This window comes from Paenibacillus xylanilyticus (assembly GCF_009664365.1).
GTDB classification, from domain to species: Bacteria; Bacillota; Bacilli; order Paenibacillales; family Paenibacillaceae; genus Paenibacillus; species Paenibacillus xylanilyticus_A.
Genome location: NZ_CP044310.1, coordinates 4,154,541 through 4,178,049, shown reverse-complemented (window position 1 = coordinate 4,178,049; position 23,509 = coordinate 4,154,541). Strand labels below are relative to the sequence as shown.

The following is a 23,509-nucleotide window of genomic DNA, read 5'->3' as shown; positions in this document are numbered from 1 at the left end:
CTTCTCGCTGTAAACTTTATTAGAGTGTGATTCATTCTTGTAGCACTTTTAACTTTATATTTCATAAGGCATCTTGCATAATTTCATTCGGAGACGAAAACGGTTATGCGGGATGCTACATTTTTATTTATCTATCGTGGCCTTGGTAAGGGGGAGTATGTAATGAAATCAGATAAAATTTCGGAAGCTGTGGTACGCAGATTGCCTGTTTACTTACGTTATTTGAGTGAACTGCATCAACGTGAGGTAGGCACGGTGTCATCACAGGAACTGGGACTACGCCTGGATCTTAATCCTGCGCAGATTCGCAAAGACCTTGCATACTTTGGGGACTTCGGTCGCAAAGGCATTGGATACGACGTCTCGTATCTCATTGAGAAAATCCGTCATATTTTGAAAATTGATCAGCAAATTAATGTTGCTCTGGTCGGGGCTGGTAACTTGGGACATGCATTGTCCAACTACAATGCCTATCTGAAAGACAACATGAAAATTGTTGCTGTTTTCGATGCATACGGTCCTAAGATCGGCAGTCAGATTAACAGCCTGAAGGTTCAGCCCATGAATGAACTAACGGATTCGGTCAAAAAAGATAATATTCGTATTGGCATCATTACCGTTCCGGATACCGAAGCTCAGAACGTAGCCGATCAGCTCGTGGAATCCGGCATTGAAGCGATTCTGAACTTTGCACCAACCATCTTGAAAACACCACCGCACGTCCGTATTCATCATGCTGATTTTACAACGGATCTGCTTAGCCTGGCTTATTATCTGGAGAACGGAAAGGACGACGAGGAAGATGACGACAAATAGATGGGTAATTCATAACGGCAAATTTGCTGTAAACAGTGGTACGGAATGGACTGTGGTTCAAGGGTATATGGTCGTTGAAGACGACAAGATTGTGCATATTGGTGAGACACTGCCGGATGGAGATGAGAGCCTGCCAAAGGTTGATGGCAAAGGACTGGTCTTTTTGCCGGGTCTGATCAATACGCATGGTCACGCAGCCATGTCGCTTCTGAGAGGTCACGGGGACGATCTGGCCCTGCAAGTATGGCTTCAGGAGAAAATGTGGCCTATGGAGGCGAAAATGACGTCTGAGGACGTGTATTGGGGCACATCCCTTTCTGTATTAGAAATGCTGAAAGGCGGAACGACGGCATTCCTGGATATGTATGATCATATGGACCAGGTGGCAAAAGTGGTTGAACAATCCGGTATTCGTGCCGCATTGGCACGTGGTGTCATTGGTCTGTGTTCCGAAGAAGAGCAAATGCGCAAACTGCAGGAATCTGCTTCGTTTGCACGTGAGTGGAACGGACAGGCTGGTGGTCGAATTACGACGATCATCTCACCGCATGCTCCGTATACTTGCCCTCCGGATTACATAGAGAAGCTGGTACAGGTTGCACATGATCTGGATCTGCCGCTGCATACCCATATGTCGGAAACCCTTCGCGAAGTCGAACAGAATGTAACGGATTATGGCCTGCGTCCGGTGGCACATCTGGAAAAGCTCGGTTTCTTCTCTCGTCCTTCTCTCGTAGCTCACGCCGTACATTTGAATGATGAGGAGATTGAAATTCTGGCACGCCATGATGTAGCGGTCTCTCACAATCCGGGAAGCAACCTGAAGCTTGCTTCGGGTGTTGCGCGTGTTCCGGATCTGCTGAAAGCTGGAGTAACCGTATCTCTGGGAACAGACGGGCCTGCAAGCAACAACAACCTGGATATGTTTGAAGAGATGAGACTGGCTGCTTTGATTCATAAGGGCGTATCCGGTGACCCAACAGCGGTTCCAGCGGGAGAGGCACTGCTGCTTGGAACGGGGTATGGTGCCAAATCCATCTTCCTGAACAATACGGGAGCACTTCAAGTAGGCATGAAGGCTGATTTCATTGCGCTAAATATTGAACAAGCACACTTCTATCCGCATACGGATCTGATCTCACATACCATTTACTCGGCTTCGGCCAAGGATGTGGAGCATGTATGGGTTGACGGCCAACAGCTGGTGAAACATGGTGAATGTCTTACTATGGATGAAGAGCGCATTCTGCGCGAGTCTCAACTTGCATTTGACGGACTGCTCGCCCGTTAATTTCAGAATAGCAGCAGCGTCATAGGGGAAAGGAAGTTCGGCTTTTGAAAAGAAAAAAGAAATGGATCTGGATCTCGCTGCTTATCCTGGTTTTGATTTTGTTTGGACTACAGCGATTCTACGTCTATGTTACCCAGGACCAGCGCAACGAAGAAGCGCTAGCTATTCAGGCGGCGCAGGAGCAGCTCGGGATCACTTCTTATGAGGATCTACGAAAATACGTCTGGGGTCAAAAAGAAGGCGAGGATAACATTTACTGGACGATGATGGCCAAAAATAAAGACAATCAGGACATCGCCGTCTGGGTTAAGTTTGATGCAACCAATAAACCGGTCACAGGAAGCAATGCTGTGCACAGTGAATTGCTGCAGAACGGGTTATCGGAAGCACAAGTTCGCAATCGATTCAGCTCAGAAGTACCGGGCGGAGAGATCAAACGAATTATGCCTGGAGTCGTCAATGGTGTCTATGTATGGCAAGTTTATTACAATGATGATACGCACAACTATTATCGATTCTATCGCTTCAGCAATGGAGAACAGGTTGATTTGGTCTATACGATTCCAAACAGTTAAATATATTCAGAGATTCTTTAGGTAAAATCTTCAAAGAACCGGCAGACGGAACCCCGCCTGATCCGGTTTTTTGGCGTATCTCGAAAAATATTCTGGATTTGAATAGTTAAAATTAATAATTTATTCATATTTTCGCCTTCGAAATTGTATATACGATGTGATATACTCAAATATGTATTCAAGGTTACATCAAACAGGAATAAAACCTGTTGGGCAAATCACAGGTCATTCGTACACAATTCATAATATGCCTATAAACCATAGGATGGGCCAAAATTTGGGAGGGGAAACTCACTTGAAGCTAAAAGTATTGCCTATTGCTTTAACTGCCGTCATTTCAGCCGTTGTGTTGTTTGGAGGTTGGTTTGTGTATCGTCAGGTGGCCATGCAGAATCCGATTGAAAAAATGGTAACCCAGTATGAAGGGGTTAATGATGTTCAGTTAACTATTAACCGCAATGATGTACAATTGAAACTTGATTTGCAGCCAAATGTAGATTTGGGCAGATTGGTTCAATATATTCAGAAAGAAGGACAGACCCTGATCGGCTCGCGCTCATTGAAACTTGATGTCGTTGATCATTCGAATGAAGCCCTGGAGAACTGGTGGGGCGATGCGATGTTTACCGTTGCTCAGGCGATGGAGAACAAGCAGTACACCGAAATTACACCAACATTATCCAAGATGGCAACCAATGGTATTCAAGTGAATACAGCCATGGATGACAATAACGTATATGTAAGTCTTAGAGACGGAGATGCCAGCAAGTTTATTATTCTGCCGCGTGTACCCGGCCAGATAGGAGTGTGGCCTAATGCCTAAATGGACGAAGGAAGTTGCCATTGGTTTTGTCCCCGTGTTGATTATCTTTCTCGCTTTTATTGGTGTGAATATCTTTCCGATTCTGATCGCAGCTGCGGTTGTGGGCGGATTGCTGCTTATGATGCAGATGCGTGGTGGCATTACGGTCGGAGCGGGGCAGGAACGTAAGCGTAAGAAAAAAGGACCTACCAAGCTGACGTTTGAAGAAATTGGCGGCCAGGATAGTGCCAAGCAGGAGCTCCGGGAAGCTCTAGATTTTCTCATCAAGCATGAAGAAATTCAGAAGTTCGGGATTCGCCCATTGAAGGGGATCCTGCTTACAGGCCCTCCGGGAACAGGGAAAACCCTGATGGCTAAAGCAGCTGCGCATTATACCGATTCCGTATTCGTTGCCGCTTCAGGCAGTGAGTTTGTAGAAATGTACGTCGGCGTAGGTGCAGGAAGAATCCGTGATTTGTTTCGTGATGCCAGAACACGTGCAGCCAAAGAGAACAAAGAGAACGCCATTATCTTTATCGATGAGATTGATGTTATTGGTGGTAAGCGTGAAGGCGGGCAGCAGCGTGAGTATGACCAGACGCTCAATCAGCTGTTGACGGAAATGGACGGAATTTATACATCCGATACACCTCGCATTCTAGTTATTGCAGCAACAAACCGTAAAGAAATGCTGGACAGCGCCTTAACTCGTCCGGGACGTTTTGACCGTCATATTCAGGTGGACCTGCCTGACAAGAAAGGCAGAAAACATATTCTAGAGCTCCACGCGGTAAATAAACCTCTTATGGAGGGTGTAAGCCTGGAGAAAACAGCAGAGGAATCCTACGGCTTCTCAGGTGCACAGCTGGAAAGTGTAATGAATGAAGCAGCAATCTACGCCATGAGAGATGGACTGCTCAATATTGAACAGCGTCACTTGTCTCTGGCGATTGATAAAGTCATGATGGGTGAGAAGACAGATCGTGAATCCAGTGTTGAAGAGAAAAAACGTGTAGCCATTCACGAATTGGGACATGCCATCATGGCAGAGCTTGTACGTCCTGGCAGCGTAAGCCAGGTTGCTCTCAGCCCGCGTGGACAGGCACTCGGTTATGTACGTCACAATCCGCAGCAGGAGCAATTCCTATACACCAAGCGCTTTCTGGAAGAACAGATCATGATTGCACTTGGCGGTGCAGCAGCCGAAGAAATGTACTATGGCGGTCGCAGTACCGGTTCACGCAATGACTTTGAACAGGCGACCAATGTTGTACAGACCATGATGGCTTCCGGTTTGACCTCGCTTGGTATTGTAAACATGGATATGGTTACAACAGAAGAGCTCATGCGCGAAAATAAAATGATTCTGCAGGATCTGATGGATCAGACCAAACGTCTGCTCGAAGAACAACGGACAATTTTCGACAATTCATTAGATACGCTGATGAGAGAAGAAGTTTTGTCTGGGGAGCAATTTCGTTGTCAATTTCGTGACAGCGCCCTTTTACCGGCATAATTTATTTATGCCGGTTATTTTTTTTTACTTTTCACTCGTGCTAAGATATTATTATATGTTGGGTCGAAATTTGTAATTTTCGGCGAACAGGGTACAATAGAGAAATAGAGAACCGAAAGGATGGAGCAGAACCATGTTTTTTAAAAAAATAGGAGTTGTCGGCGGCGGCACCATGGGACAAGGCATTTCCCAAATGCTTGCAGCCAAAGGACTTGATGTGCTTCTGGTGGAGCACACAGCGGAGAAGCTTAACCATGCATATGACATGATTGAAACAAACCTCGATAAGCAATTAGAGAAATGGGCTATTACCAAAGCCGAGAAAAAATTGATTTTATCCCGTATTACCAAAGTAGCTCATCTGGCAGAACTGGGATCATGCGATATGGTTATCGAAACGATCTCGGAAGACCTGGAAGCCAAAAAGGCGGTATTTAGCCAATTGGATCAGGTTTGTCCAAGCAACGTTATTCTTGCAAGTAACACATCCACGCTGAGTTTGACCGAGCTTGCAAGCTCGACCAAATACCCAGAGCGTGTTATTGGTATGCACTTTATTCACCCGGTTTCCCGGGTTGACCTTGTAGAAATTATTCGTGGTTTGAAAACATCGGATTCCACTTTCGATGAAACAAGAAGATTTGTGGAAGAGGTTGTAGACAAAAAAGGTGTAATGATCTATGAATCCCCTGGATTCGTTACGTCCAGACTGATCTGCTTGCTGATCAATGAAGCTCTTCATGTTCTTCAAGAAGGCGTTGCTTCTGCTGAAGATATTGATGATGCAATGCGTATCGGATACAACTTCCAGCATGGCCCGCTTGAAATGGCTGACCGTTTCGGATTGGACTCCGTTGAAGCTGCACTAGAAAGAATGTTCCGTGAATTCGGAGAGCTCAAATATCGTCCTTCTACTGTATTGAAGAAAATGGTACGTGCAGGACATCTTGGTGTTAAGACGGGCGAAGGATTCTTCAAGTACGACAAGGATGGTGACCGGCTGTGAAAATACTCGTAATCAACGCGGGGAGCTCCTCGCTTAAATATCAATTGTATGACATGACAGATGAGTCCGTACTCGCTAAAGGACTGGTTGAACGGATCGGGATGGATTCCTCCATTCTTACGCACAAACCGACTGGCCGTGAGGATGTTACTGAAGTCAGTGAAATTTTGGAGCATACTACGGCAATTCGTAAAGTTATCGATATTTTGACAGATAAAGAAAATGGCGTGCTTGGTTCAGTCGATGAGATTCAGGCTGTTGGACACCGTGTCGTTCACGGCGGGGAAGCCTTTAAGGAATCCGCACTCGTTGACGATGCAGCGAAGGCTGAAATTCGCCGCTTGTTCGATTTGGCACCACTTCACAACCCAGCAGCAATGATGGGTATTCGTGCGGCTGAGCTTAATATGCCAGGTGTACCTCAGGTCATGGTATTTGATACAGCATTCCATCAGACGATGCCTGAGAAAGCATATCTTTACGCGATTCCGCGTGTACTGTACAAAAAATACAAAGTGCGTCGTTACGGTGCCCATGGTACTTCCCATGACTACGTAAGCAAGACTGCAGCTGAGTATGTAGGCCGTCCAGTAGAAGATCTCAAAATCATCACTTGCCACGTTGGTAATGGTGGTAGCGTAACGGCAGTAAAAGGTGGCGTATCCGTAGATACATCCATGGGTATGACTCCGCTTGAAGGTCTGATGATGGGAACGCGCAGTGGTGACCTTGACCCGGCGATCGTGCCTTACGTAATGAACAAGGAAGAACTGAGCGTAAGCGAAGTGAACTCCATGTTGAACAAACATAGCGGACTGCTTGCCATCTCGGGCATCAGCAGTGACATGCGTGAGATTACGGAAGGAATGGAGAACGGTGATGCGAACTCCACCCTTGCATTCGAAATGTACGAATATCGTTTGCGTAAATACATCGGTTCGTATGCAGCAGCAATGAACGGTGTGGATGTGATTGTATTTACAGCAGGTGTGGGCGAGAACTCCGTCGTTCTTCGTCAAAAAGTATGCGAACAGCTGACTTACCTGGGTGTGGAAGTGGATGAAGCTCTTAATGCCATCCGTTCCGGCGAACCACGCCGAATCACAACAGCAAACTCCAAGGTTGAGGTTCTCGTTGTACCTACCAATGAAGAATTGGTGATTGCACGTGATACACACCGAATCGTATTGAATTCTAAGTAATCTAATTGTAAAGTGAATATAGCATGTCAAGGAAGTGCAGGGGACAGGCTGAGGCCTGCCCGCTGCATTTTCAAATTTAGGAACCAAGGGGAGATATGGGCATGAGTACGGATTGTGTAATTCGTAATGTGAATGAGCATGTGGGCGAAACCGTGAAGATCGGTGCCTGGATTAATAACAAACGTTCCAGCGGTAAAATTCAATTTTTGCAGCTGCGCGATGGAACCGGATATATTCAAGGGGTTGTCGTAAAGAGTGAAGTTAGCGAAGAGGTATGGAATGATGCCAAAAGCCTCACGCAAGAAAGTTCCTTGTATGTAACGGGAATTATTCGTGAAGAACCGCGCAGCGCATCCGGATATGAAATGACGGTTACGGGCGTGGAGATCATTCATTTGACTGAAAACTATCCGATTACACCGAAAGAGCATGGTGTGGATTTCTTGATGGATCATCGTCATCTATGGCTGCGTTCTACGAAGCAGCGTGCTGTGATGGTGATTCGTGCAGAGATTATTCGTGCTGTTCAGCAGTTTTTTGATGGTAACGGATTCACTCAGGTTGACCCTCCGATTCTGACACCTTCATCCGCTGAGGGAACCACTAACCTGTTCCACATCAAATACTTTGATGAGGATGCTTATCTTACTCAAAGTGGTCAATTGTACATGGAAGCTGCGGCAATGGCGCTGGGTAAAGTATATTCCTTCGGACCAACATTCCGTGCCGAGAAATCCAAAACTCGCCGCCATCTGATCGAGTTCTGGATGATTGAGCCGGAAATGGCGTTTGTGGATCACGAAGAAAGCTTGCGAGTACAAGAGAAATTTATTGCACACGTGGTTCAATCTGTCGTGAAAAACTGCCGTGCCGAACTGGAATCCATCGGACGTGACGTATCCAAACTAGAAGGAATCGTAGCTCCATTCCCGCGTATTACGTATGATGAGGCGATTGAGTTCTTGAATGGACAAGGCTTCGATATTCCTTGGGGAGAAGATTTCGGTGCTCCTCACGAGACAGCGATTGCGGAGAAGTATAATACGCCTGTATTCATTACGCATTACCCGGCTGGCATTAAGGCATTTTACATGAAACCGGACCCGAATCGCCCAGAAGTGGTTCTCTGCGCGGACATGATCGCACCTGAGGGTTACGGTGAAATCATTGGCGGATCCCAACGTATCGATGATCCCGAGTTGATGCAGCAGCGCTTTGAAGAGCACAAGCTGTCTGACGAGGCGTATCAATGGTACCTGGATCTGCGTAAATACGGATCGGTACCTCACTCCGGATTCGGTCTGGGATTGGAGCGGACAGTAGCATGGATCTGCGGGTTGGATCATGTACGTGAGACAATTGCATTCCCGCGTATGCTCTACCGTCTGTACCCTTAATGATTAATCGCGAGACTATGGAAGAAACCGGCTCCAAAGCGTGGCTCAGTGGCGTAGCTTACGGGTTAACGTCTGGGACAGCACAGCTCCCGTATGCTTTGTTGCGTTTTTATCACCAACTCGGATTATCAGATGCCGAAGTGCTTCTGCTGATTCAATTGCTCGGCTACCGTCAGGCAGAATTCAATGAGTTTCCTACCCTGGAAGAGCTCGCGGGACGAATGGGACTTGCCCCCGAAGGCATCGCCAGAATGCTCCAGCGGTTAATGCGGGATGGATATATATCCATTGATGAGCATCGGGACGAAGAGCGGGATATTCAGTATGAGCGTTACGATCTGCATGGATTGTATGCCAAACTCGCAACATGTGTTGCTGAAGATGCAGCAGCCGCAAGGCAGCAGCAAATGAGCATGACAGCACGTCTTAATTCGAACAGTGTTCAAATAGAAGAGGAAGAACGTAATATGTTTTCCATCTTCGAGAAAGAATTTGGTCGTCCGCTTTCACCGATGGAATGCGAAACAATCTCCAGCTGGCTGGATCAGGACCGTTATCAGGAAGAACTGATATTGATGGCCCTGAAGGAAGCGGTATTTGCCGGTAAAGTACATTTCCGCTATATTGACCGCATCTTGCTGGAGTGGAGCCGCAACCGGGTGAAGAATGTTCAGGACGCGAAGGCATACACGCAGCGTTTTCGCAGCGGTGGGCGCTAGTCTGAGTGCAAAGGAAAATCAAGGAACAGGCCAGAAACATTCTGAGCCTGTTTTTTGATGCTGGAAGGAAATAAGGATGTTTACAATGAAGTGATTGATGAACTCATCATCTATTCAGGCACAGTTATGATAAGAATTTTTAAAAAATTTAAATAAATATGCAGGGGCAGCCCAGAACGTTGTCGTCTATTGTAGTGGAGAGGAGGGGAGAGTCATTGACGAAGCGCGCTTAATCGAACAAATCCGTCAAGGAGATGCATCCAAATTTCGCTTGTTGATCGATAAGTACAGCCAGCATGTATATCATGTGGCATATTCCGTACTCAGGAACGATCAGGAGGCGCAGGATGCAGCTCAGGAGGCGTTCATTCAGATGTATAAATCTCTCCCCGAGTACCGTTCCGAAGGCTTCAAAACGTGGCTTACCCGAATTGCCTTTCACAAAGCCATTGATGCAAAACGCAAGCTGGGCCGGCGAAGCAGTGAAGATCTGGGTGGAGAAGAACGAATAATCAATCTGCCTGGAAGCGAGGAAGATATTTTGGCCCGGCTCGTTCGGGAAGAGCGCAAGGAAACCTTGCGTGAACGAATCAATCAACTGCCTGCCCAGCATAGGGACATTATTACTGCGTATTACTTAAGCGAAAAAAATTATGAGCAGATCGCACATGATGCCCAGGTGGCTGTCAAAACCGTGGAATCCCGTTTGTACCGTGCCCGGCAGTGGATCAGAAGTCATTGGAAGGAGGATGAGTGGCGTGAGTAAAAACGAGATGTACAGTGTACAGGACTGGACGGACTATATCGAAGGACGAGTTACCGGTGACCAGGCTGTTACCATGGAAAAGGCTATCATTGAAGATCCGGAAGCCATGGATAACTACCTGGAAGCGATGGGGATTCATCAAGCATGGCCACAACTGGAGAACCCGGCCCACTTTGCCGATTCCATCATGGAGCGTATTACGGATCTGAACCCGTCAGGAAGCAAGCGCAAATCACGATCAGGACGAAGCAGACGCTGGCTGGAGCACAAGGTGTTTCATTATGCTGTAGCGGCTTGCCTGACGCTGATCTTTCTCTCCTCCGGAGTATTTGATAAGGTAGCGCCCTATCACAAGTTCAATGACGGCGAGCAGCGGGGATCTTTTACACAAAAATGGACGGAAGCCGCCACCAATTGGCTGGATAACTTCAAGCCTAAACCATAAATCATACGCATTGCCTGAAAAGAAAGGATGACGACTGTGCAATCAGATCGCAACAAAATATTTGCATTTTTATTAAATGTGATCCCGGGTCTTGGTTTTCTCTATTGGGGTCGAACCGCTAAGGCGATGATTTACCCGTTACTTGTGTTTGGCTCTTTGATTGGTGCCTTCATGTTGATGGTGGTTACAAATGAAAATGATCTCATGATTTTCGGAGCACTCGCTGCCTTTTTCTTCTGGTGCATCAACATGCTGGACATCATCATTGTTCTGCTGCGTACCCCTTCTGCACGCAATGCTCATTACAGGGGCTACGAGGCTCAATATGGTCAATATGCAGGAGGTCCGTACGAACAGGGCTATCCGAATCCAAATGGCGTTATGGAGCCAATGGATGGGGAAGAGATGCATCAGCATTCTGCCCATGGCTATGGTATTCCTGAGGGTACATACGGCCAACCTATGTATCGCAAAGGCAGTGAAGGTGAACGCTTCTTTACCATATTACTGTCGTTCATCCCTGGTCTGGGGCATCTTCATCTGGGGCTGCTGCATCGGGGACTATCGTTTCTGATCGCATTCTTTGGTTCCTTCGCGATGATGGTCTTTGTTGCATCCATTACCAATGAAGAGACCTTTCTGATGTTTCTGCTTATACTGCCTGTTATTTGGGTTTACTGCATGTTTGACGCTGTCCAGCATGCACATCGAAAGCAGGCAGGGGAAGTATTGCAGGACCGGACGTTGTTCGAAGAATTGGAAATGGGCAGAGCATCAGGACGTCGGAGCAAGGTGTTAGCTACCCTTTTGTCAGCTTTTCCAGGGGCAGGTCATTTGTATTTGGGCCTTCAGAAGCGAGGAATGCAATTAATGTTCCTGTTCCTCGGCAGCATTTATATTTTGGACCTGCTGCATTTATCGGTCTTTCTGTTCATGATTCCATTGGTTTGGTTCTACAGCTTCTTTGATGGGCTGCAGTGTTCAAGCCGATATGGCCGGGAGCCGCTGACGGATCAACCGATATTTAAGGATTGGGCTAGACATCAGCGTCTGATTGGTTTCGGAATTGCAGCACTTGGCGTGTATTATCTGGCAATCCGGCTTGTCATTCCACAACTGAACGAAATGTTCCCAAATCTGTTTATGACGTATGAAATCCGTTCCTATGTGAACACGGTGATTGTTTCGCTATTGCTTATTTTTGGCGGATTGAAGCTGCTCTTTGGCAAGCAGCGTGCAATTGCGAACCATAGCGGATTAAACGGAAAAGAAGACGATTCGGCTAATCTGTTCCTGTTCAAGGATCGGGATAATTGATTATAAGTTAAGGTTAATTCCGTGCTAGCAGGAGCACCAAACCCAAAAAAAACACGCTATGACTGATTGTTCAGCTCATAGCGTGTTTTTGATTTGCTCCTGAATAACAGTGAGAAAATGATGGCTATTTCGAAATGCCTTTCAGCAGCAGCTGACGATACATCACTTCGAACAGAAACTCGAATGCTTCCAGATGCCTTTTGGCTTCAAATGCATCTTTGCCCCAGGCATAAATACCATGATTGCGCAGTAAAATTCCCGGCACTTTTGAGTCAAGCATACCTGGAACCAGTTCAGCAATGGATGGAATATCAGCAAAGTTAGGCAGTACCGGCACACGAATCTCGGCATTTTCTTCCCAAATGTTAAAAGCTTTGATCAGTTCGATGCCTTGGATCGGCACATGACCTTCTCCGCCAAAGAACTCGCTGATCAGGTTGTTAAATACAGTGTGTACATGGAATACAGCCCCGCAGCCAGTCAAACGATAGATTTCACAATGAATCAGCGTTTCTGCACTTGGTTTCAGGGTTGTTGTTTCGATTGCTTTACCATGCTTGTCCACAAACAGGAAATCTTCCGGCGTGCGAAGCGATTTATCCTTGCCTGAAGCCGTAACGGCAAAATAAAATTGCTCGGGATCAAACTCTCCCACACGCATCGACAGGTTGCCGCTTGTTCCAGGGAACCAGTTGCGGCTGGCAAAGAGGGCTTTAATATCAGCAAGTTCCTCCAGCACCTGACGTTTGTGTTCCAATGTAATCTTCTCAAACCCCATTTTTACAGCACTCCTTGTGTTTGCTTCTGTTTCATGTCTTCCATAATATCGTAAAAGGTAGCAAAGGGCACATGGTCTACACCAAGTTCTATGCACTTGTCCGTCAGGATGGAACGGGAGTACACCAGATCGGCAATTTTGGCACCTTCAAAATCGGTTAGACTGTCTCCGATCAGAATGCGATTATATTGTTCTTCCGGGAATGTGCGGATTACCGTCGTTTTGCACATACCACAGCCGTTCTCACAAGGGGGCTGACATGGATTAGGCCATTCAATGCGAATGAAATCACCTGTAAAGTCTGCACCGTTACAATAGACGTGATCTTGTGGAATGTTAAAGGGAGCAAGCAGTGGTTCGATAAAAAAGTCCATCCCGCCACTGGTCACATTGAATTCAATGCCTTCGTTCCGAACATATTCCAGAAACTCGCCAAATCCCTCGCGGATGCCCGCTTGTCCAAGCACAAATTCAACAATTTCATCCTTTTGCGATGCAGGCAGCAGAGCAAACATGGCTCCGACCCCTTCACGCAGGGTAATGTTTTGATCCACCGTATCTTTCATGATCGCCTCAAAACCTTCAGGCTTAAAGTGCTTCATGATCGCGACAATATTGTCCGAAAGGGTAATCGTGCCATCAAAATCACAGAATATGACCGTTTTCTTGTCACTTCTCATCGTTCTCCACCCCACAGGTCCAGGGCACTTTTCAACTCGGGGTGCTCAGATGCATACTCTGCGAGCGGAATTCCACGCTGTGCCGCCTCAATAGCTTGCAAGAATGCACGCCCACCTGCCTCAGTACCCATTGGATGTCCGTGGATACCTCCACCGGCATTCACGATAACATCCGTGCCAAAATCACGGAGAATTAAGGGCACAAGACCTGGATGAATCCCAGCGGATGGAACCGGCATGCTGGTTCTGACCGGGAGCTCTTTGGAGAGCAGCTGCTCCGTAATGGCCATATTTTCTTCTTTTGGCATAGTCACCGATCCGTAAGGCGAAGGGAAGAGAACGAGATCCGCTCCGGCAAGACGCATCAGTTGACCCAGCAGCACCGAAGCGGATATTCCGTAATGCGGTGAAGGGTACAGTGCGCCAGCAAGGGCGGGATGCGCCATGATTGGCACATTAATGTCCGGATCACTTGTAAGCTCGTGCAGAACGTCATATCCGTACGACAAAACGTTAAACAACAGGGCATTGGCACCCGCATCAATCGCTCGTTCAGCCTGCTTCTTCAAGCGCGAAGTTGGGCCGGTCAGGTTGGCCGCATACAGCAATTTCTTGCCAGTCTCCTGGCGGGCCTGCTCCGCAGCCTTCATGCAAACCTCGACTCTTTTCTCAATAGGTGTCAGCTTATTTTCAAACAGAATTTCGTCATCCTTGATCAGATCAACTCCGCCAAGAGCCTGACGAATAAACTGTTCGCGCAGCTCATCTGCATCCAGACCAATGACCGATTTGAAGATGCTCATTAACAAAGGACGATCATGAACACCAAGCAGGTCACGAACCCCATTCAGTCCAAATTTCGGACCAGGGAATGCACTCAGGAATCCGTCCGAGAAGCCCAGTCTTGTCAGCTTGATCCGGCCATCCATCGAAATTTTGCCGAAGACGGTGACGAGTAGAGCCGGAATATCGCGGCTGAAGTTTACATCCGGATATCCGATTGTAATATCTGCATATCGTTCTCCTGGAGCCATGCCCTCATGTTCATGTACCTCTACGCTTATCACTTCGCCAAGATGTTTCTGCATGGCTTCACGCTTGGCTTGCGGCAATTCAGTCCAACTGCCAACAGTCATGCCGACCGCAATGGATTCAGCCTTTTTGCGAAAATCTGCACGATCATCATGCAGACGATATGTGGCAGTACACATGTTGTTCATTTTAAATCTCCTTCCAAAGCAGCTCCCATCTCCCGTGAGCGCTCTGCGCAGCGGTTGACGGCTGCAATCACATTTTCGAAGAAATCGCCCTCATCCAGTGTTTTGAGTGCTGCCTGTGTGGCGCCTCCAGGTGAGGTCACATCACTGCGAAGCTTCATGGGCTCCGCTCCCGTTTGCTGAACCATTCTCGCCGCACCAAGTACAGTCTGAACAGTCAGGTCGCGGGATTGCTGGCTGGACAGCCCGCCGCGGATCCCCGCCGCAATCATGGCTTCCATCAAATAGTATACATAAGCCGGGCCGCTTCCGGAAATACCCGTGAGCACTTCCAGTTTCTCTTCCGGAACAATGGTGACAATGCCTACCGCTTCAAACATCGTCATGACCGTACTGCGCTGCTCATCGGTAATTTCGGCGGAGAAGGCAAGTCCTGTTGCACCAAGTCCAATCGTACTGGATGTATTCGGCATGGATCGAGCGATCGGTTGTTTGCGGCCGAGCAGGGTCTGCATCGTGCGGATGGATAATCCGGCGATGACAGAGACGATAAGCTGGTCCGGTGACAGGAGGGGACCAAGCTCACGAAGAGCTGCCGCAGCGTCTTTTGGTTTCATGGCAAGTACAATAACGGGAGAAGCGGAGAGCACTTCTGATGATTGGGAGGCTGTTCCTGTACGAACGGCATAACGAGTACTCAGCTCTTCCTGACGTTTCTGGTTGCTCCGGTTCAGCATCGTAATATCCTGCGGGCGTACAACGAGGCGGGAGATCAGTCCGCGCACAATGGCTTCTGCCATGGCACCTGCTCCGTGGAAAGTAATCTTTTGTTGTAATAACGTCTGTTGTTCTTGACTCATGGTTATCGTTCCTCCTATATGGCTGTAGCTGCGATATTATTGCCGAATTTGTCCATTGCCGGTAACGCGGTATTTGGTAGAAGTAAGGGCAGGCAGTCCCATTGGACCACGAGCATGCAGCTTCTGTGTGCTAATTCCTATTTCGGCTCCATAACCGAACTCGAATCCGTCCGTGAAGCGTGTGGAAGCATTGTGATAAACTGCGGCAGCATCCACATCATGCAAAAAGCGTTCGGCATTAGCTGTATCACGGGTAACGATGCATTCGGAATGTTTGGTACCATAAGCTGCAATATGCTCCATGGCTTCTTCCAGACCCTGCACAACTCGTATATTCAAAATATAGTCATTATACTCTGTACCGTAGTCTTCTTCTGTAACGGGAAGTGCAGTAGGGACCAGACGACGAGTCGTGTCACAACCCTTCAACACAACGTTTGCCTCACGGAATTGTTCGGCCAAGGCAGGCAAATGCTGTTCTGCATAAGCAGCATGAAGCAGCAGGGTTTCCATGGAATTACATACGGATGGGCGCTGTGCTTTTGCGTTGATCGCAATTTCTGCTGCCATGACGGGATCCGCCGTTTCATCCACATACGTATGGCAAATGCCTGCGCCTGTTTCGATAACGGGTACCGTTGCATTGGCCACCACGTTGCGAATCAGTGAAGCACCGCCTCTTGGAATAATGACGTCCAGTAGTCCATTCAACTTGAGCATTTCATCGACGGAAGAGCGGTTAGCGTCTTCCACGAGCTGCAGCGCATCCGGCGGCAGGTCTGTTTTGGCTAGTGCCTGATGGAGTACTTCTACAATACGACGATTGGAAGAGAGGGCAGAAGAACCCCCGCGCAGCAGAACGGCATTGCCGGTCTTGAGGCATAGCCCTGCTGCATCAACCGTAACGTTAGGACGGGCCTCATAGATAATGCCAATCAGGCCAATCGGCACCCTTAATTTTTCAATGTGGAGTCCATCTGGACGCGTGAATGATTCCAGTACTTCACCAACAGGATCTGGGAGTTCAACAATCTGACGCAATCCCTCTGCAATTCCCGCGATACGCTCGTTGTTCAAAGCGAGACGATCAAGCATGGATTCTGGCGTCCCTTGGTCTCTGCCACGTTCGAGATCTTCTGCATTGGCGGTAATAATGGATTCCGATTCCGTAATAAGCGCATCCGCCATGGCAAGCAAGGCTTTATTTTTCTGGTCTGTACTCAAACGGTTCAACTGTGGAACAGACGATTGAGCTTTGTTGGCTTTTTGTCTTACTTCACTCATCTGAAATTCCTCCTTCATTTATGCAACTCCATGTCTCTAACATATACAACCCATTACTTGTTATTTTAACGTAATCCATTCGTCTCGATGGATGACCTCAAGCCGGTGGATGGCATTCAGGGTTTTCATGACTTCTCCACTTGGCAAACCTGCGATAAGGCGAAGCTGATCATCATCATAATTGACAATGCCTCGGCCAAGTAGTGTTTCGTCCATACCCATGACCTCGACAACGTCACCTGCGTGGAATGTGCCAAGCACACGTTTGACGCCTACAGGCAGCAAACTATGACCGCCGTGAACAAGAGCTTCTTCGGCACCAGCATCCACGACAACTGTACCGAGAGGAGTTGACATGAAGCCTAACCATTGTTTCTTGCGCGAGAGTGCGGCCAGACGAGTTTCGAAATAGGTCCCCTTGCCGCAGCCCTCCACCGCGTTTTGCAAGTCGCCGGGTTCCTTGACGCTGCCCACAAAGACAGGGACGCCTCCGCGTGTTGCCACTTTGGCTGCATCGACTTTGGACCGCATGCCACCTGTACCGACCGATGAACCTGAACCACCGGCATACGCATAGATTTCTTCTGTAATTTCAGGGATTCGATCATAACGAACAGCACTTGGATCCTTGCGGGGGTCTGCCGTATAGAGTCCGTTGGTATCCGTGAGAATAACAAGATGCTGGGCTTTTACCAAATTGGCAACGAGCGCAGAGAGCAGATCGTTATCTCCGAATTTCAACTCGTCTACTGAAACCGTATCATTCTCGTTGAAAATGGGAATGACGCGTTGTCTGAGCAGCTCTTCCACGGTCATGCCTGCATTTCCCATCCGTTTCCGACTGTGAAAATCGGTTCTGGTTAGCAAAATTTGTGCTGTAGTAACGCGGTGCGCTGCAAAAGCCTGTTGATATGCCTGCATCAACAATGCCTGACCTACTGCGGCAGCCGCTTGCTTCTCATACAGCATTTTGGGACGCTGAGGGTAACCAATTTCACGGAATCCGGCAGCAACGGCTCCGGAAGTGACCAGGAGAACTTCATGGCCCTGTTCATAGAGCGAAGCGATCTCACTGGCGTAAAATGATATGGAACTGCGGTCAAGGCCGCCTTCCTCAGTGGTAAGCGAACTGCTCCCAATCTTGACTACTATTCGTGAAGACATGCTTTCACTTCCTTAAACATAATGAATGAGATACGAATGGACTGTTATCCAGGTACAAAAAAAACTCCCGTCCTTTGTTGTAAAAAGGACGAAAGTTTGTTACTTCCGCGGTACCACCTTTATTGATGAATGCATCATCCGGCTCTCGCCCTGTAACAGAAGGCACTGTCCTGCATAAACAGGCCGCTCAGGGGTAGGTTTCGGAGAGAAGCCGCGGTAAATTCTTGCAGCCCGGTGGAATTTACTCTCTGGGCGCGGCTTGTTCTCTCGTACTGGTCCCGTCATCACGTTTCGTTCGATATTTGTTAATAACATACCATGGAAACTTGGCAGATGCAAAGGGGTATGCGGCCTTTAATTACTTAAACAAGTTCAGCTTGCCAATCCTTCTGGCAGCTTCCTCCAATCGCTTCTCGTCACTCAGCAAGCCTGCGCGGACGTAGCCTTCTCCATGTGTGCCAAACCCGATACCCGGTGCAACAGCGACTTTGGCTTCCCGAAGCAGTAAATCTGCAAATTCGGCTGAGGTAAATCCGGAAGGAACAGGCAGCCAGCTGAAGAAAGACCCCCCGGGCTTCGAAGCCTGCCATCCGATGGAGGAAAGTGCTTCATATAATGCATTACGGCGGGATTCATACCGCGCAACCAGATCGGTAACACATTGTTGGGAGGAGGTCAGGGCTGCAGCTGCCGCTGCCTGAATGCCGCCAAATAGGCTAACGTAAATGTGATCCTGGAGCAGATTGATTTTGGAGATAATCTCCGCATTACCCAGGGCGAAGCCTACCCGCCAGCCTGCCATATTGTAGGTTTTGGATAATGTATAGAATTCAATTCCGACTTCCTTGGCGCCAGGCGCTTGCAGGAAACTGACCGGACGATGTCCGTCAAACCCAATCGCACCATATGCGAAGTCGCTGGCAACGACAATCTTGTTCCGTATCGCGAATTCCACGGTATCTTCATAGAATGACAGCGGGGCAGTCGCGGATGTTGGATTGTTGGGATAGTTTAAATACATCAGCTTGGCCTTATTGCGAATTTCATCCGAGATGGCCTCATAATCAGGAAGGAATGCATTCGACTCCAAAAGAGGCATAAAGGACATTTGCGCTTTGGCAAGGGCCACCCCGGACCAGTAATCCGGATAACCTGGATCAGGAACGAGACATACGTCCCCGGGATTAAGCAGCACTTGCGGCAGCTGTACAAGCCCCGTTTTCCCACCGAACAAAATCGCAACTTCAGTCTCCGGATCCAGGTCAACGTTGTAATCTTCTTTATAACGTTTGGCGATGGCTTCCTTCAGGAAGGCATGTCCACTAAAAGGTGAATATTTATGATAAAGCGGATTTTCGGCAGACTCCTGCAATGTTTTTACGATATGCGGTGGTGTAGGAGTGTCCGGGTTCCCCTGACCAAGATTAATCACGTCGTGACCACTTGCAATTTCACGGTTCACATTTTGCACTAGTGTTGCAAAAAATTGTGTTGGCAGCTGTGTCATGACGTCTGAGGTAGGTATATCAAAGGCGGAACGACCCGAATTTTGCTGTAAATTACTCATTAATTTCATCACTCCGGTTCATAAAAGTGGGAATAGTATTCATTAATTTATCACGCTAATCCCGAGCTGTATAGAGGGGATAAGTGATTTGAAGTCTTTTTTATCTACCGTGTAAACGGGTTTTTGTACAAAATCGAATGGATCAGATTCGTGTTTGTCCATTGTCGAAGAATATGCTTTATCTTATGATCGTATACGATAATGATAATCAATATCATTGAGAGATCGCTTATTTAACTAGGGGGAAAGAAAAAATGAAACAAAATGGCTTTCGTGTGATGAGCACGACATTCATGATTGCAGCGTTATCCGCACTGCTGCTTGCTTGCGGCAATTCGTCCACTAACGGTTCAGGTGACGGAGAGACAACTGCTGCGGCAACATCCAATGACTCGCAGGCAGCAGCAGAGAATACCGGGCAAGAAGAGGTGGCGGAGGCAGACAACACGAGTGAAACGAAAAAATTTAAAGACTGGACCGGGCACGAAGTGGAAGTTCCAACCCATCCGCAGCGTGTCATATACCACGGCGAGGTTACTGGGGATCTTTTGGTTCTCGGGGTAGTTCCTGTAGGTATTCTTAAAAATGAAGGTACGGTATACGATGATCAGGTGGCAAATGCAGAAGATGTTGGTTTCCCAATCAGTGTTGAAAAGTCGCTATCACTCAATCCGGACCTGATCATATTCTCGAATGATGATGAAACCCAATACGAGCAGATTTCGAAAGTTGCTCCAACGGTGACGTTCAACTCCTTCTGGCCACTCGAAGAACGGATGCGATTCCTGGGAGATTTGCTCGGCAAAAAACAGGAGGCTGAGGACTGGCTTGCCGCTCATGCCAAGGCAACAGAGGATATGTGGAGTCAGCTGCGTGCAAAGGGGCTGAAGGAAGACGAAACCGCATCGGTATTTACCATGTATCCAGGTAATCGATTGTTCGTGATGGCGGGTGCAGGATTGCCCCAGCTGCTCTACGGACCTGGTGGTATGAAGCCCACCCCTGAAATCCAAAAGGTACTGGATGAAGAAGTAGGATTTGTTGAAATATCACAGGAAAAAATGGCAGAGTTCGCTGGAGACCGCATATTTATTTTGAATGCAGTAGATCAAGGGGCACAGCAATCAACGGAAGAATTGATGAATAGCGTGGTGTGGAATAACCTGCCTGCAGTCAAGGAGGGCAAGGTTTATCGATTTGATATCGTCAAAGCATCGAGCGATGCTACATCAAGAGAGTGGCTTTTGCAGGAATTGCCGAGACAGATGATTCATTAAAAGACCATTTCATATCCTGAGCAGGGCCTTCAGCGTATCGTTGAGGGCTCTTATTAATGTTTCTGATCGTGAATCAGTGTCTTTTGTATATATGCTGGAATAATGAGGCTTTGCGGCGTATAATCAGAATAGATTAATGATAACCATTCTCATTTACAGTAAATATGAGGTGAAACGGTAGTGCAGCAAATGATCGCAAACGGTAATCCCTTATTTTTCTCCGCATTCCTGTTCCGTTATGTTCATATCAGGCGTCATATCGAGACTTCTGAAAAGGTTATGCTTGAAGTCAGCTGTGAACGGCATACGCTGCTGTTCTGTGAACAGGGTGAAGGCCGCATATATATCGGATCTGAGTTACATCCATTTATCTCCGGCAAGATATACCCCATGGCACCAGGAGAGAATTATCAGTTGGAGCATAACCGTTCTGGTGAGCTGAGATATATGGTGCTTCATTTCGATGCTGTGCACATGGTAACAGGGGATCCGGAACTTTACACACGTTCTTTATTTGAAGAAAGGGACAGGATGAACGACTTTTCACCCGGCACGTTATTCGGCATGCTGGATTTGTTGGAATCGGCTGCCCTCTATCAAACGGATGCGGAATATAGCCGGTTAAATGTACATTTTCAAAAATTGATGGAACTAGTGCTGTCCCGCTATACACTGCCCAAAACAGAACAAAGCCCGGATGTCAGGGTACAGAGCACCATTCAATACGTGGACGAGCATTACGCTCAGGATATAAGTGTACAAAAATTAGCGAGGCTAGCGAATCTTCGACCAGCTCAATTTACAGCTTTGTTTAGGCAAATTACAGGCCGTAAGCCTCTTGAATACCTGAACCATGTACGCATTGAACAGGCGAAGGAATGGCTGTCTCTTTCCGATGAACCTCTGCGCGATATTGCTGGTCGTGTAGGTTTCCGGGATGAGTACTATTTCAGCAGACGCTTCAGGCAGCACACCGGACTGGCTCCCCGGCAATATGATCGATCCCTTCAACGACATACGCTTGTTCAAGATTGGGCTGGACATGAAGTAATCATTCCTGGACACCCTGAGCGGATTCTATACTATGGAGATTCGGCAGGGGACTTACTTGCGTTAGGGCTTCCCGTGCTTGATGGCAAAGCTTATGATGTGTTACCTTCCATTGATTTGGAATGGACCGTGCAGAAGCAGCCGGATCTGATTTTGCTGGATAGCACAAATGAACAGTTATACCAGCGGCTTTCCCGTATTGCCCCTACTTTGATATACAATTCCCATGCGAGCCTGGAAGAACGCATTCGCAAAGTGGGAAGCTGGTTTGGCATGGAGCTGGATGCAGAGACATGGATAGGATCGTATCACAGGAGAACCGAGGAGATGTGGAGCAGCATAAAACCATGGATTCAGCTTGGCGAAACGGCTTCGGTACTTGTGCATCATCGAGGTGCCCGCTTGTTTGTCATGGGCAATATCGGACTGGCTCCGTTTTTGTATCACCCTCAGGGGTTTACGCCTGTAAGCAAAGTGCAGGAAGCTCTAGCTGCCGGGAGGGCCTACAAGGAGATTTCAACAGAGTCGATAAGCCAGTATGCGGGGGACCATATTTTTGTCATGCTGCCAGAGAGCGATGCGGCCAGGGCAGCAACGGAGAAGCTGTTTGAAAGTGATGAGTGGAAGGAGCTGCCCGCTGTAAAAAAAGGAAAAGTGTACACGTTGGATGAGCAGGTGTGGAATATGGGAGACGCCTTATCGTACAGCCGATTGCAGAGCCAGTTCCCTGAATTGCTGAAACGAACTGACCCATCCTCTATAATCGTTAACTAGCAGCGATTGAAGTCATAAATAAGGTTGATAAAAACGTTGATAAAAACGTTGTTGCAGGCTTCGCGCGGATCAAGCTATGATAACAAGTATTACAGTTCGGAGGAGTGCACGTCATGACAAAACAACCATTGGGGGAAATGCGTGTTGCCCTGATTCAGGGTGACATTCAGCTTGGTAATCCTGAAGCCAATCATCAACATATGCAGACTCTGCTTGAGCAAGCAGTTGAACAATATCCGGATCTGGGGCTGGCCGTACTGCCGGAAATGTGGAATACAGGTTACGCTTTGGAGCAAATCCATGAGCTCGCTGACCCGGAAGGGCAAAAATCACGGGAGTGGTTATCGGCATTTGCCGAGAAGCATCAGATTTCAATTGTCGGTGGATCCATAGCAGAGAAGCGAAATGGACAAATTTTTAATACCATGTATGCCTACAACAGGGAAGGTAAGCAGGTTTCACGTTATGATAAATTGCATTTATTCCGCCTGATGGATGAGGAGAAATATTTGCAGCCTGGAGCAGATCCTGAAATTTTCGAACTGGAGAACGGTCTGACCGCAGGGGCGTCCATCTGTTATGATATCCGTTTTCCAGAACTAGCCCGTACGCTTGCATTGAACGGTGCCAGAGCATTGATTGTCCCTGCAGAATGGCCGAATCCACGTTTGCACCACTGGCGCACACTGCTGACAGCACGAGCGATTGAAAATCAGATGTATGTCATTGCGTGCAACCGGGTCGGTAAAGGGGGAGATACCGAATTTTTTGGACACTCTCTTATTATTGATCCTTGGGGGGAAATCGTGTCTGAGGGAGGAGAAGGGGAAGAGATCGTGACCGGACTCATTCGTCCTTCCCTTGTTGATGAAGTGCGGGGACGCATCCCTGTTTTTGAAGACCGCAGACCTGGTATTTATTTTGGTGCAAAATAATAAAAAAAATAATTCCAGTAAAGTGTTTATTCTTCCAGGAGGCGGGTAATGATAACTATCCCGTCACCAAG

22 protein-coding genes are annotated in these 23,509 nt (G+C 47.7%); 15 read left to right on the top strand and 7 right to left on the bottom strand.

The features are described from left to right. Positions 1-162 precede the first annotated feature (162 nt). The 12 genes from F4V51_RS18395 (at position 163) to F4V51_RS18340 (ending at position 11,852) form a co-directional block, all read left to right on the top strand. The gene (locus F4V51_RS18395; protein WP_095292800.1) at positions 163-816 is read left to right on the top strand and encodes a redox-sensing transcriptional repressor Rex; all 654 of its coding nucleotides are present in this window, start codon (positions 163-165) and stop codon (positions 814-816) included. Next, complete coding sequence (locus F4V51_RS18390) at positions 803-2,107, top strand: amidohydrolase (RefSeq protein WP_153979160.1); 1,305 nt, start codon at positions 803-805, stop codon at positions 2,105-2,107. The genes F4V51_RS18395 and F4V51_RS18390 overlap by 14 nt, the downstream gene beginning before the upstream one ends. Before the next feature lie 44 nt (positions 2,108-2,151). Beyond that, a complete protein-coding gene (locus tag F4V51_RS18385; RefSeq protein WP_127540336.1) occupies positions 2,152-2,682 on the top strand; it encodes a hypothetical protein in 531 nt (176 codons plus the stop codon). A gap of 295 nt (positions 2,683-2,977) precedes the next feature. Then, positions 2,978-3,505, top strand: a complete 528-nt coding sequence (locus F4V51_RS18380; RefSeq protein ID WP_095292793.1) for a hypothetical protein — start codon at positions 2,978-2,980, stop codon at positions 3,503-3,505. Then, positions 3,498-5,000: an AAA family ATPase gene (locus tag F4V51_RS18375; protein ID WP_095292791.1), complete on the top strand. Its 1,503-nt coding sequence runs from the start codon at positions 3,498-3,500 to the stop codon at positions 4,998-5,000. The genes F4V51_RS18380 and F4V51_RS18375 overlap by 8 nt, the downstream gene beginning before the upstream one ends. A gap of 133 nt (positions 5,001-5,133) precedes the next feature. Further along, a complete protein-coding gene (locus tag F4V51_RS18370) occupies positions 5,134-6,006 on the top strand; it encodes a 3-hydroxyacyl-CoA dehydrogenase family protein (protein WP_095292788.1) in 873 nt (290 codons plus the stop codon). Further along, complete coding sequence (locus F4V51_RS18365; RefSeq protein ID WP_095292787.1) at positions 6,003-7,208, top strand: acetate/propionate family kinase; 1,206 nt, start codon at positions 6,003-6,005, stop codon at positions 7,206-7,208. The genes F4V51_RS18370 and F4V51_RS18365 overlap by 4 nt, the downstream gene beginning before the upstream one ends. Before the next feature lie 101 nt (positions 7,209-7,309). Further along, positions 7,310-8,605: an asparagine--tRNA ligase gene (gene asnS / locus F4V51_RS18360; RefSeq protein ID WP_095292784.1), complete on the top strand. Its 1,296-nt coding sequence runs from the start codon at positions 7,310-7,312 to the stop codon at positions 8,603-8,605. Positions 8,606-8,622: 17 nt separating this feature from the next. Further along, positions 8,623-9,324, top strand: a complete 702-nt coding sequence (locus F4V51_RS18355) for a DnaD domain-containing protein (protein WP_153979159.1) — start codon at positions 8,623-8,625, stop codon at positions 9,322-9,324. Positions 9,325-9,595: 271 nt separating this feature from the next. Continuing rightward, complete coding sequence (locus F4V51_RS18350) at positions 9,596-10,090, top strand: RNA polymerase sigma factor (protein ID WP_227779808.1); 495 nt, start codon at positions 9,596-9,598, stop codon at positions 10,088-10,090. Beyond that, complete coding sequence (locus F4V51_RS18345; RefSeq protein ID WP_153979158.1) at positions 10,083-10,535, top strand: hypothetical protein; 453 nt, start codon at positions 10,083-10,085, stop codon at positions 10,533-10,535. The genes F4V51_RS18350 and F4V51_RS18345 overlap by 8 nt, the downstream gene beginning before the upstream one ends. Positions 10,536-10,562: 27 nt before the next feature. Further along, complete coding sequence (locus F4V51_RS18340) at positions 10,563-11,852, top strand: multi-tm2 domain protein (protein WP_153979157.1); 1,290 nt, start codon at positions 10,563-10,565, stop codon at positions 11,850-11,852. A 124-nt stretch (positions 11,853-11,976) separates the two neighbouring features. Here F4V51_RS18340 and F4V51_RS18335 read toward each other — a convergent pair whose 3' ends face one another. The 7 genes from F4V51_RS18335 to F4V51_RS18305 all read right to left on the bottom strand — a co-directional run bounded on the left by F4V51_RS18335 (position 11,977) and on the right by F4V51_RS18305 (position 19,402). Next, entirely contained in the window at positions 11,977-12,630 is a 654-nt protein-coding gene (locus F4V51_RS18335) for a methylthioribulose 1-phosphate dehydratase (protein WP_153979156.1), read from the bottom strand. A gap of 2 nt (positions 12,631-12,632) precedes the next feature. Continuing rightward, positions 12,633-13,310 (bottom strand): 2-hydroxy-3-keto-5-methylthiopentenyl-1-phosphate phosphatase, encoded by a 678-nt coding sequence (locus F4V51_RS18330; protein WP_153979155.1) that lies wholly within the window; start codon positions 13,308-13,310, stop codon positions 12,633-12,635. Beyond that, positions 13,307-14,530 (bottom strand): 2,3-diketo-5-methylthiopentyl-1-phosphate enolase, encoded by a 1,224-nt coding sequence (locus F4V51_RS18325; protein WP_183521595.1) that lies wholly within the window; start codon positions 14,528-14,530, stop codon positions 13,307-13,309. Before F4V51_RS18325 ends, F4V51_RS18330 begins: the two co-directional genes overlap by 4 nt. After that, positions 14,527-15,387, bottom strand: coding sequence for a pyrroline-5-carboxylate reductase (gene proC / locus F4V51_RS18320; protein WP_193724059.1), 861 nt, complete (start codon positions 15,385-15,387; stop codon positions 14,527-14,529). Before proC ends, F4V51_RS18325 begins: the two co-directional genes overlap by 4 nt. Before the next feature lie 36 nt (positions 15,388-15,423). Beyond that, positions 15,424-16,671 (bottom strand): glutamate-5-semialdehyde dehydrogenase, encoded by a 1,248-nt coding sequence (locus F4V51_RS18315; RefSeq protein ID WP_153979153.1) that lies wholly within the window; start codon positions 16,669-16,671, stop codon positions 15,424-15,426. A gap of 60 nt (positions 16,672-16,731) precedes the next feature. After that, positions 16,732-17,835, bottom strand: coding sequence for a glutamate 5-kinase (proB, locus tag F4V51_RS18310; protein ID WP_153979152.1), 1,104 nt, complete (start codon positions 17,833-17,835; stop codon positions 16,732-16,734). A 358-nt stretch (positions 17,836-18,193) separates the two neighbouring features. Beyond that, the gene (locus tag F4V51_RS18305; RefSeq protein ID WP_153979151.1) at positions 18,194-19,402 is read right to left on the bottom strand and encodes a pyridoxal phosphate-dependent aminotransferase; all 1,209 of its coding nucleotides are present in this window, start codon (positions 19,400-19,402) and stop codon (positions 18,194-18,196) included. Between the two features lie 254 nt (positions 19,403-19,656). On the opposite strand from F4V51_RS18305, the gene F4V51_RS18300 reads away from it, so the two are divergent. From F4V51_RS18300 to F4V51_RS18290, 3 genes are all read left to right on the top strand, one after another. Further along, entirely contained in the window at positions 19,657-20,679 is a 1,023-nt protein-coding gene (locus F4V51_RS18300; RefSeq protein WP_153979150.1) for an ABC transporter substrate-binding protein, read from the top strand. A gap of 189 nt (positions 20,680-20,868) precedes the next feature. Next, positions 20,869-22,503 carry an AraC family transcriptional regulator gene (locus F4V51_RS18295; protein ID WP_236146819.1) on the top strand — a complete coding sequence of 545 codons (1,635 nt, stop codon included), beginning with the start codon at positions 20,869-20,871 and terminating at the stop codon, positions 22,501-22,503. Between the two features lie 113 nt (positions 22,504-22,616). Next, positions 22,617-23,438, top strand: coding sequence for a carbon-nitrogen family hydrolase (locus F4V51_RS18290; protein WP_153979148.1), 822 nt, complete (start codon positions 22,617-22,619; stop codon positions 23,436-23,438). The last annotated feature ends 71 nt before the right edge of the window (positions 23,439-23,509 follow it).

Bases quoted from the DNA above. Each gene is read 5' to 3' on its own strand.
- F4V51_RS18395 (WP_095292800.1), top strand. From the start codon at position 163: ATGAAATCAGATAAAATTTCGGAAGCTGTGGTACGCAGATTGCCTGTT.
- F4V51_RS18390 (WP_153979160.1), top strand. From the start codon at position 803: ATGACGACAAATAGATGGGTAATTCATAACGGCAAATTTGCTGTAAAC.
- F4V51_RS18375 (WP_095292791.1), top strand. From the start codon at position 3,498: ATGCCTAAATGGACGAAGGAAGTTGCCATTGGTTTTGTCCCCGTGTTG.
- F4V51_RS18370 (WP_095292788.1), top strand. From the start codon at position 5,134: ATGTTTTTTAAAAAAATAGGAGTTGTCGGCGGCGGCACCATGGGACAA.
- asnS (WP_095292784.1), top strand. From the start codon at position 7,310: ATGAGTACGGATTGTGTAATTCGTAATGTGAATGAGCATGTGGGCGAA.
- F4V51_RS18355 (WP_153979159.1), top strand. From the start codon at position 8,623: ATGGAAGAAACCGGCTCCAAAGCGTGGCTCAGTGGCGTAGCTTACGGG.
- F4V51_RS18340 (WP_153979157.1), top strand. From the start codon at position 10,563: ATGACGACTGTGCAATCAGATCGCAACAAAATATTTGCATTTTTATTA.
- F4V51_RS18335 (WP_153979156.1), bottom strand. From the start codon at position 12,630: ATGGGGTTTGAGAAGATTACATTGGAACACAAACGTCAGGTGCTGGAG.
- F4V51_RS18330 (WP_153979155.1), bottom strand. From the start codon at position 13,310: ATGAGAAGTGACAAGAAAACGGTCATATTCTGTGATTTTGATGGCACG.
- F4V51_RS18325 (WP_183521595.1), bottom strand. From the start codon at position 14,530: ATGAACAACATGTGTACTGCCACATATCGTCTGCATGATGATCGTGCA.
- proC (WP_193724059.1), bottom strand. From the start codon at position 15,387: ATGAGTCAAGAACAACAGACGTTATTACAACAAAAGATTACTTTCCAC.
- F4V51_RS18315 (WP_153979153.1), bottom strand. From the start codon at position 16,671: ATGAGTGAAGTAAGACAAAAAGCCAACAAAGCTCAATCGTCTGTTCCA.
- proB (WP_153979152.1), bottom strand. From the start codon at position 17,835: ATGTCTTCACGAATAGTAGTCAAGATTGGGAGCAGTTCGCTTACCACT.
- F4V51_RS18305 (WP_153979151.1), bottom strand. From the start codon at position 19,402: ATGAGTAATTTACAGCAAAATTCGGGTCGTTCCGCCTTTGATATACCT.
- F4V51_RS18300 (WP_153979150.1), top strand. From the start codon at position 19,657: ATGAAACAAAATGGCTTTCGTGTGATGAGCACGACATTCATGATTGCA.
- F4V51_RS18295 (WP_236146819.1), top strand. From the start codon at position 20,869: ATGATCGCAAACGGTAATCCCTTATTTTTCTCCGCATTCCTGTTCCGT.
- F4V51_RS18290 (WP_153979148.1), top strand. From the start codon at position 22,617: ATGACAAAACAACCATTGGGGGAAATGCGTGTTGCCCTGATTCAGGGT.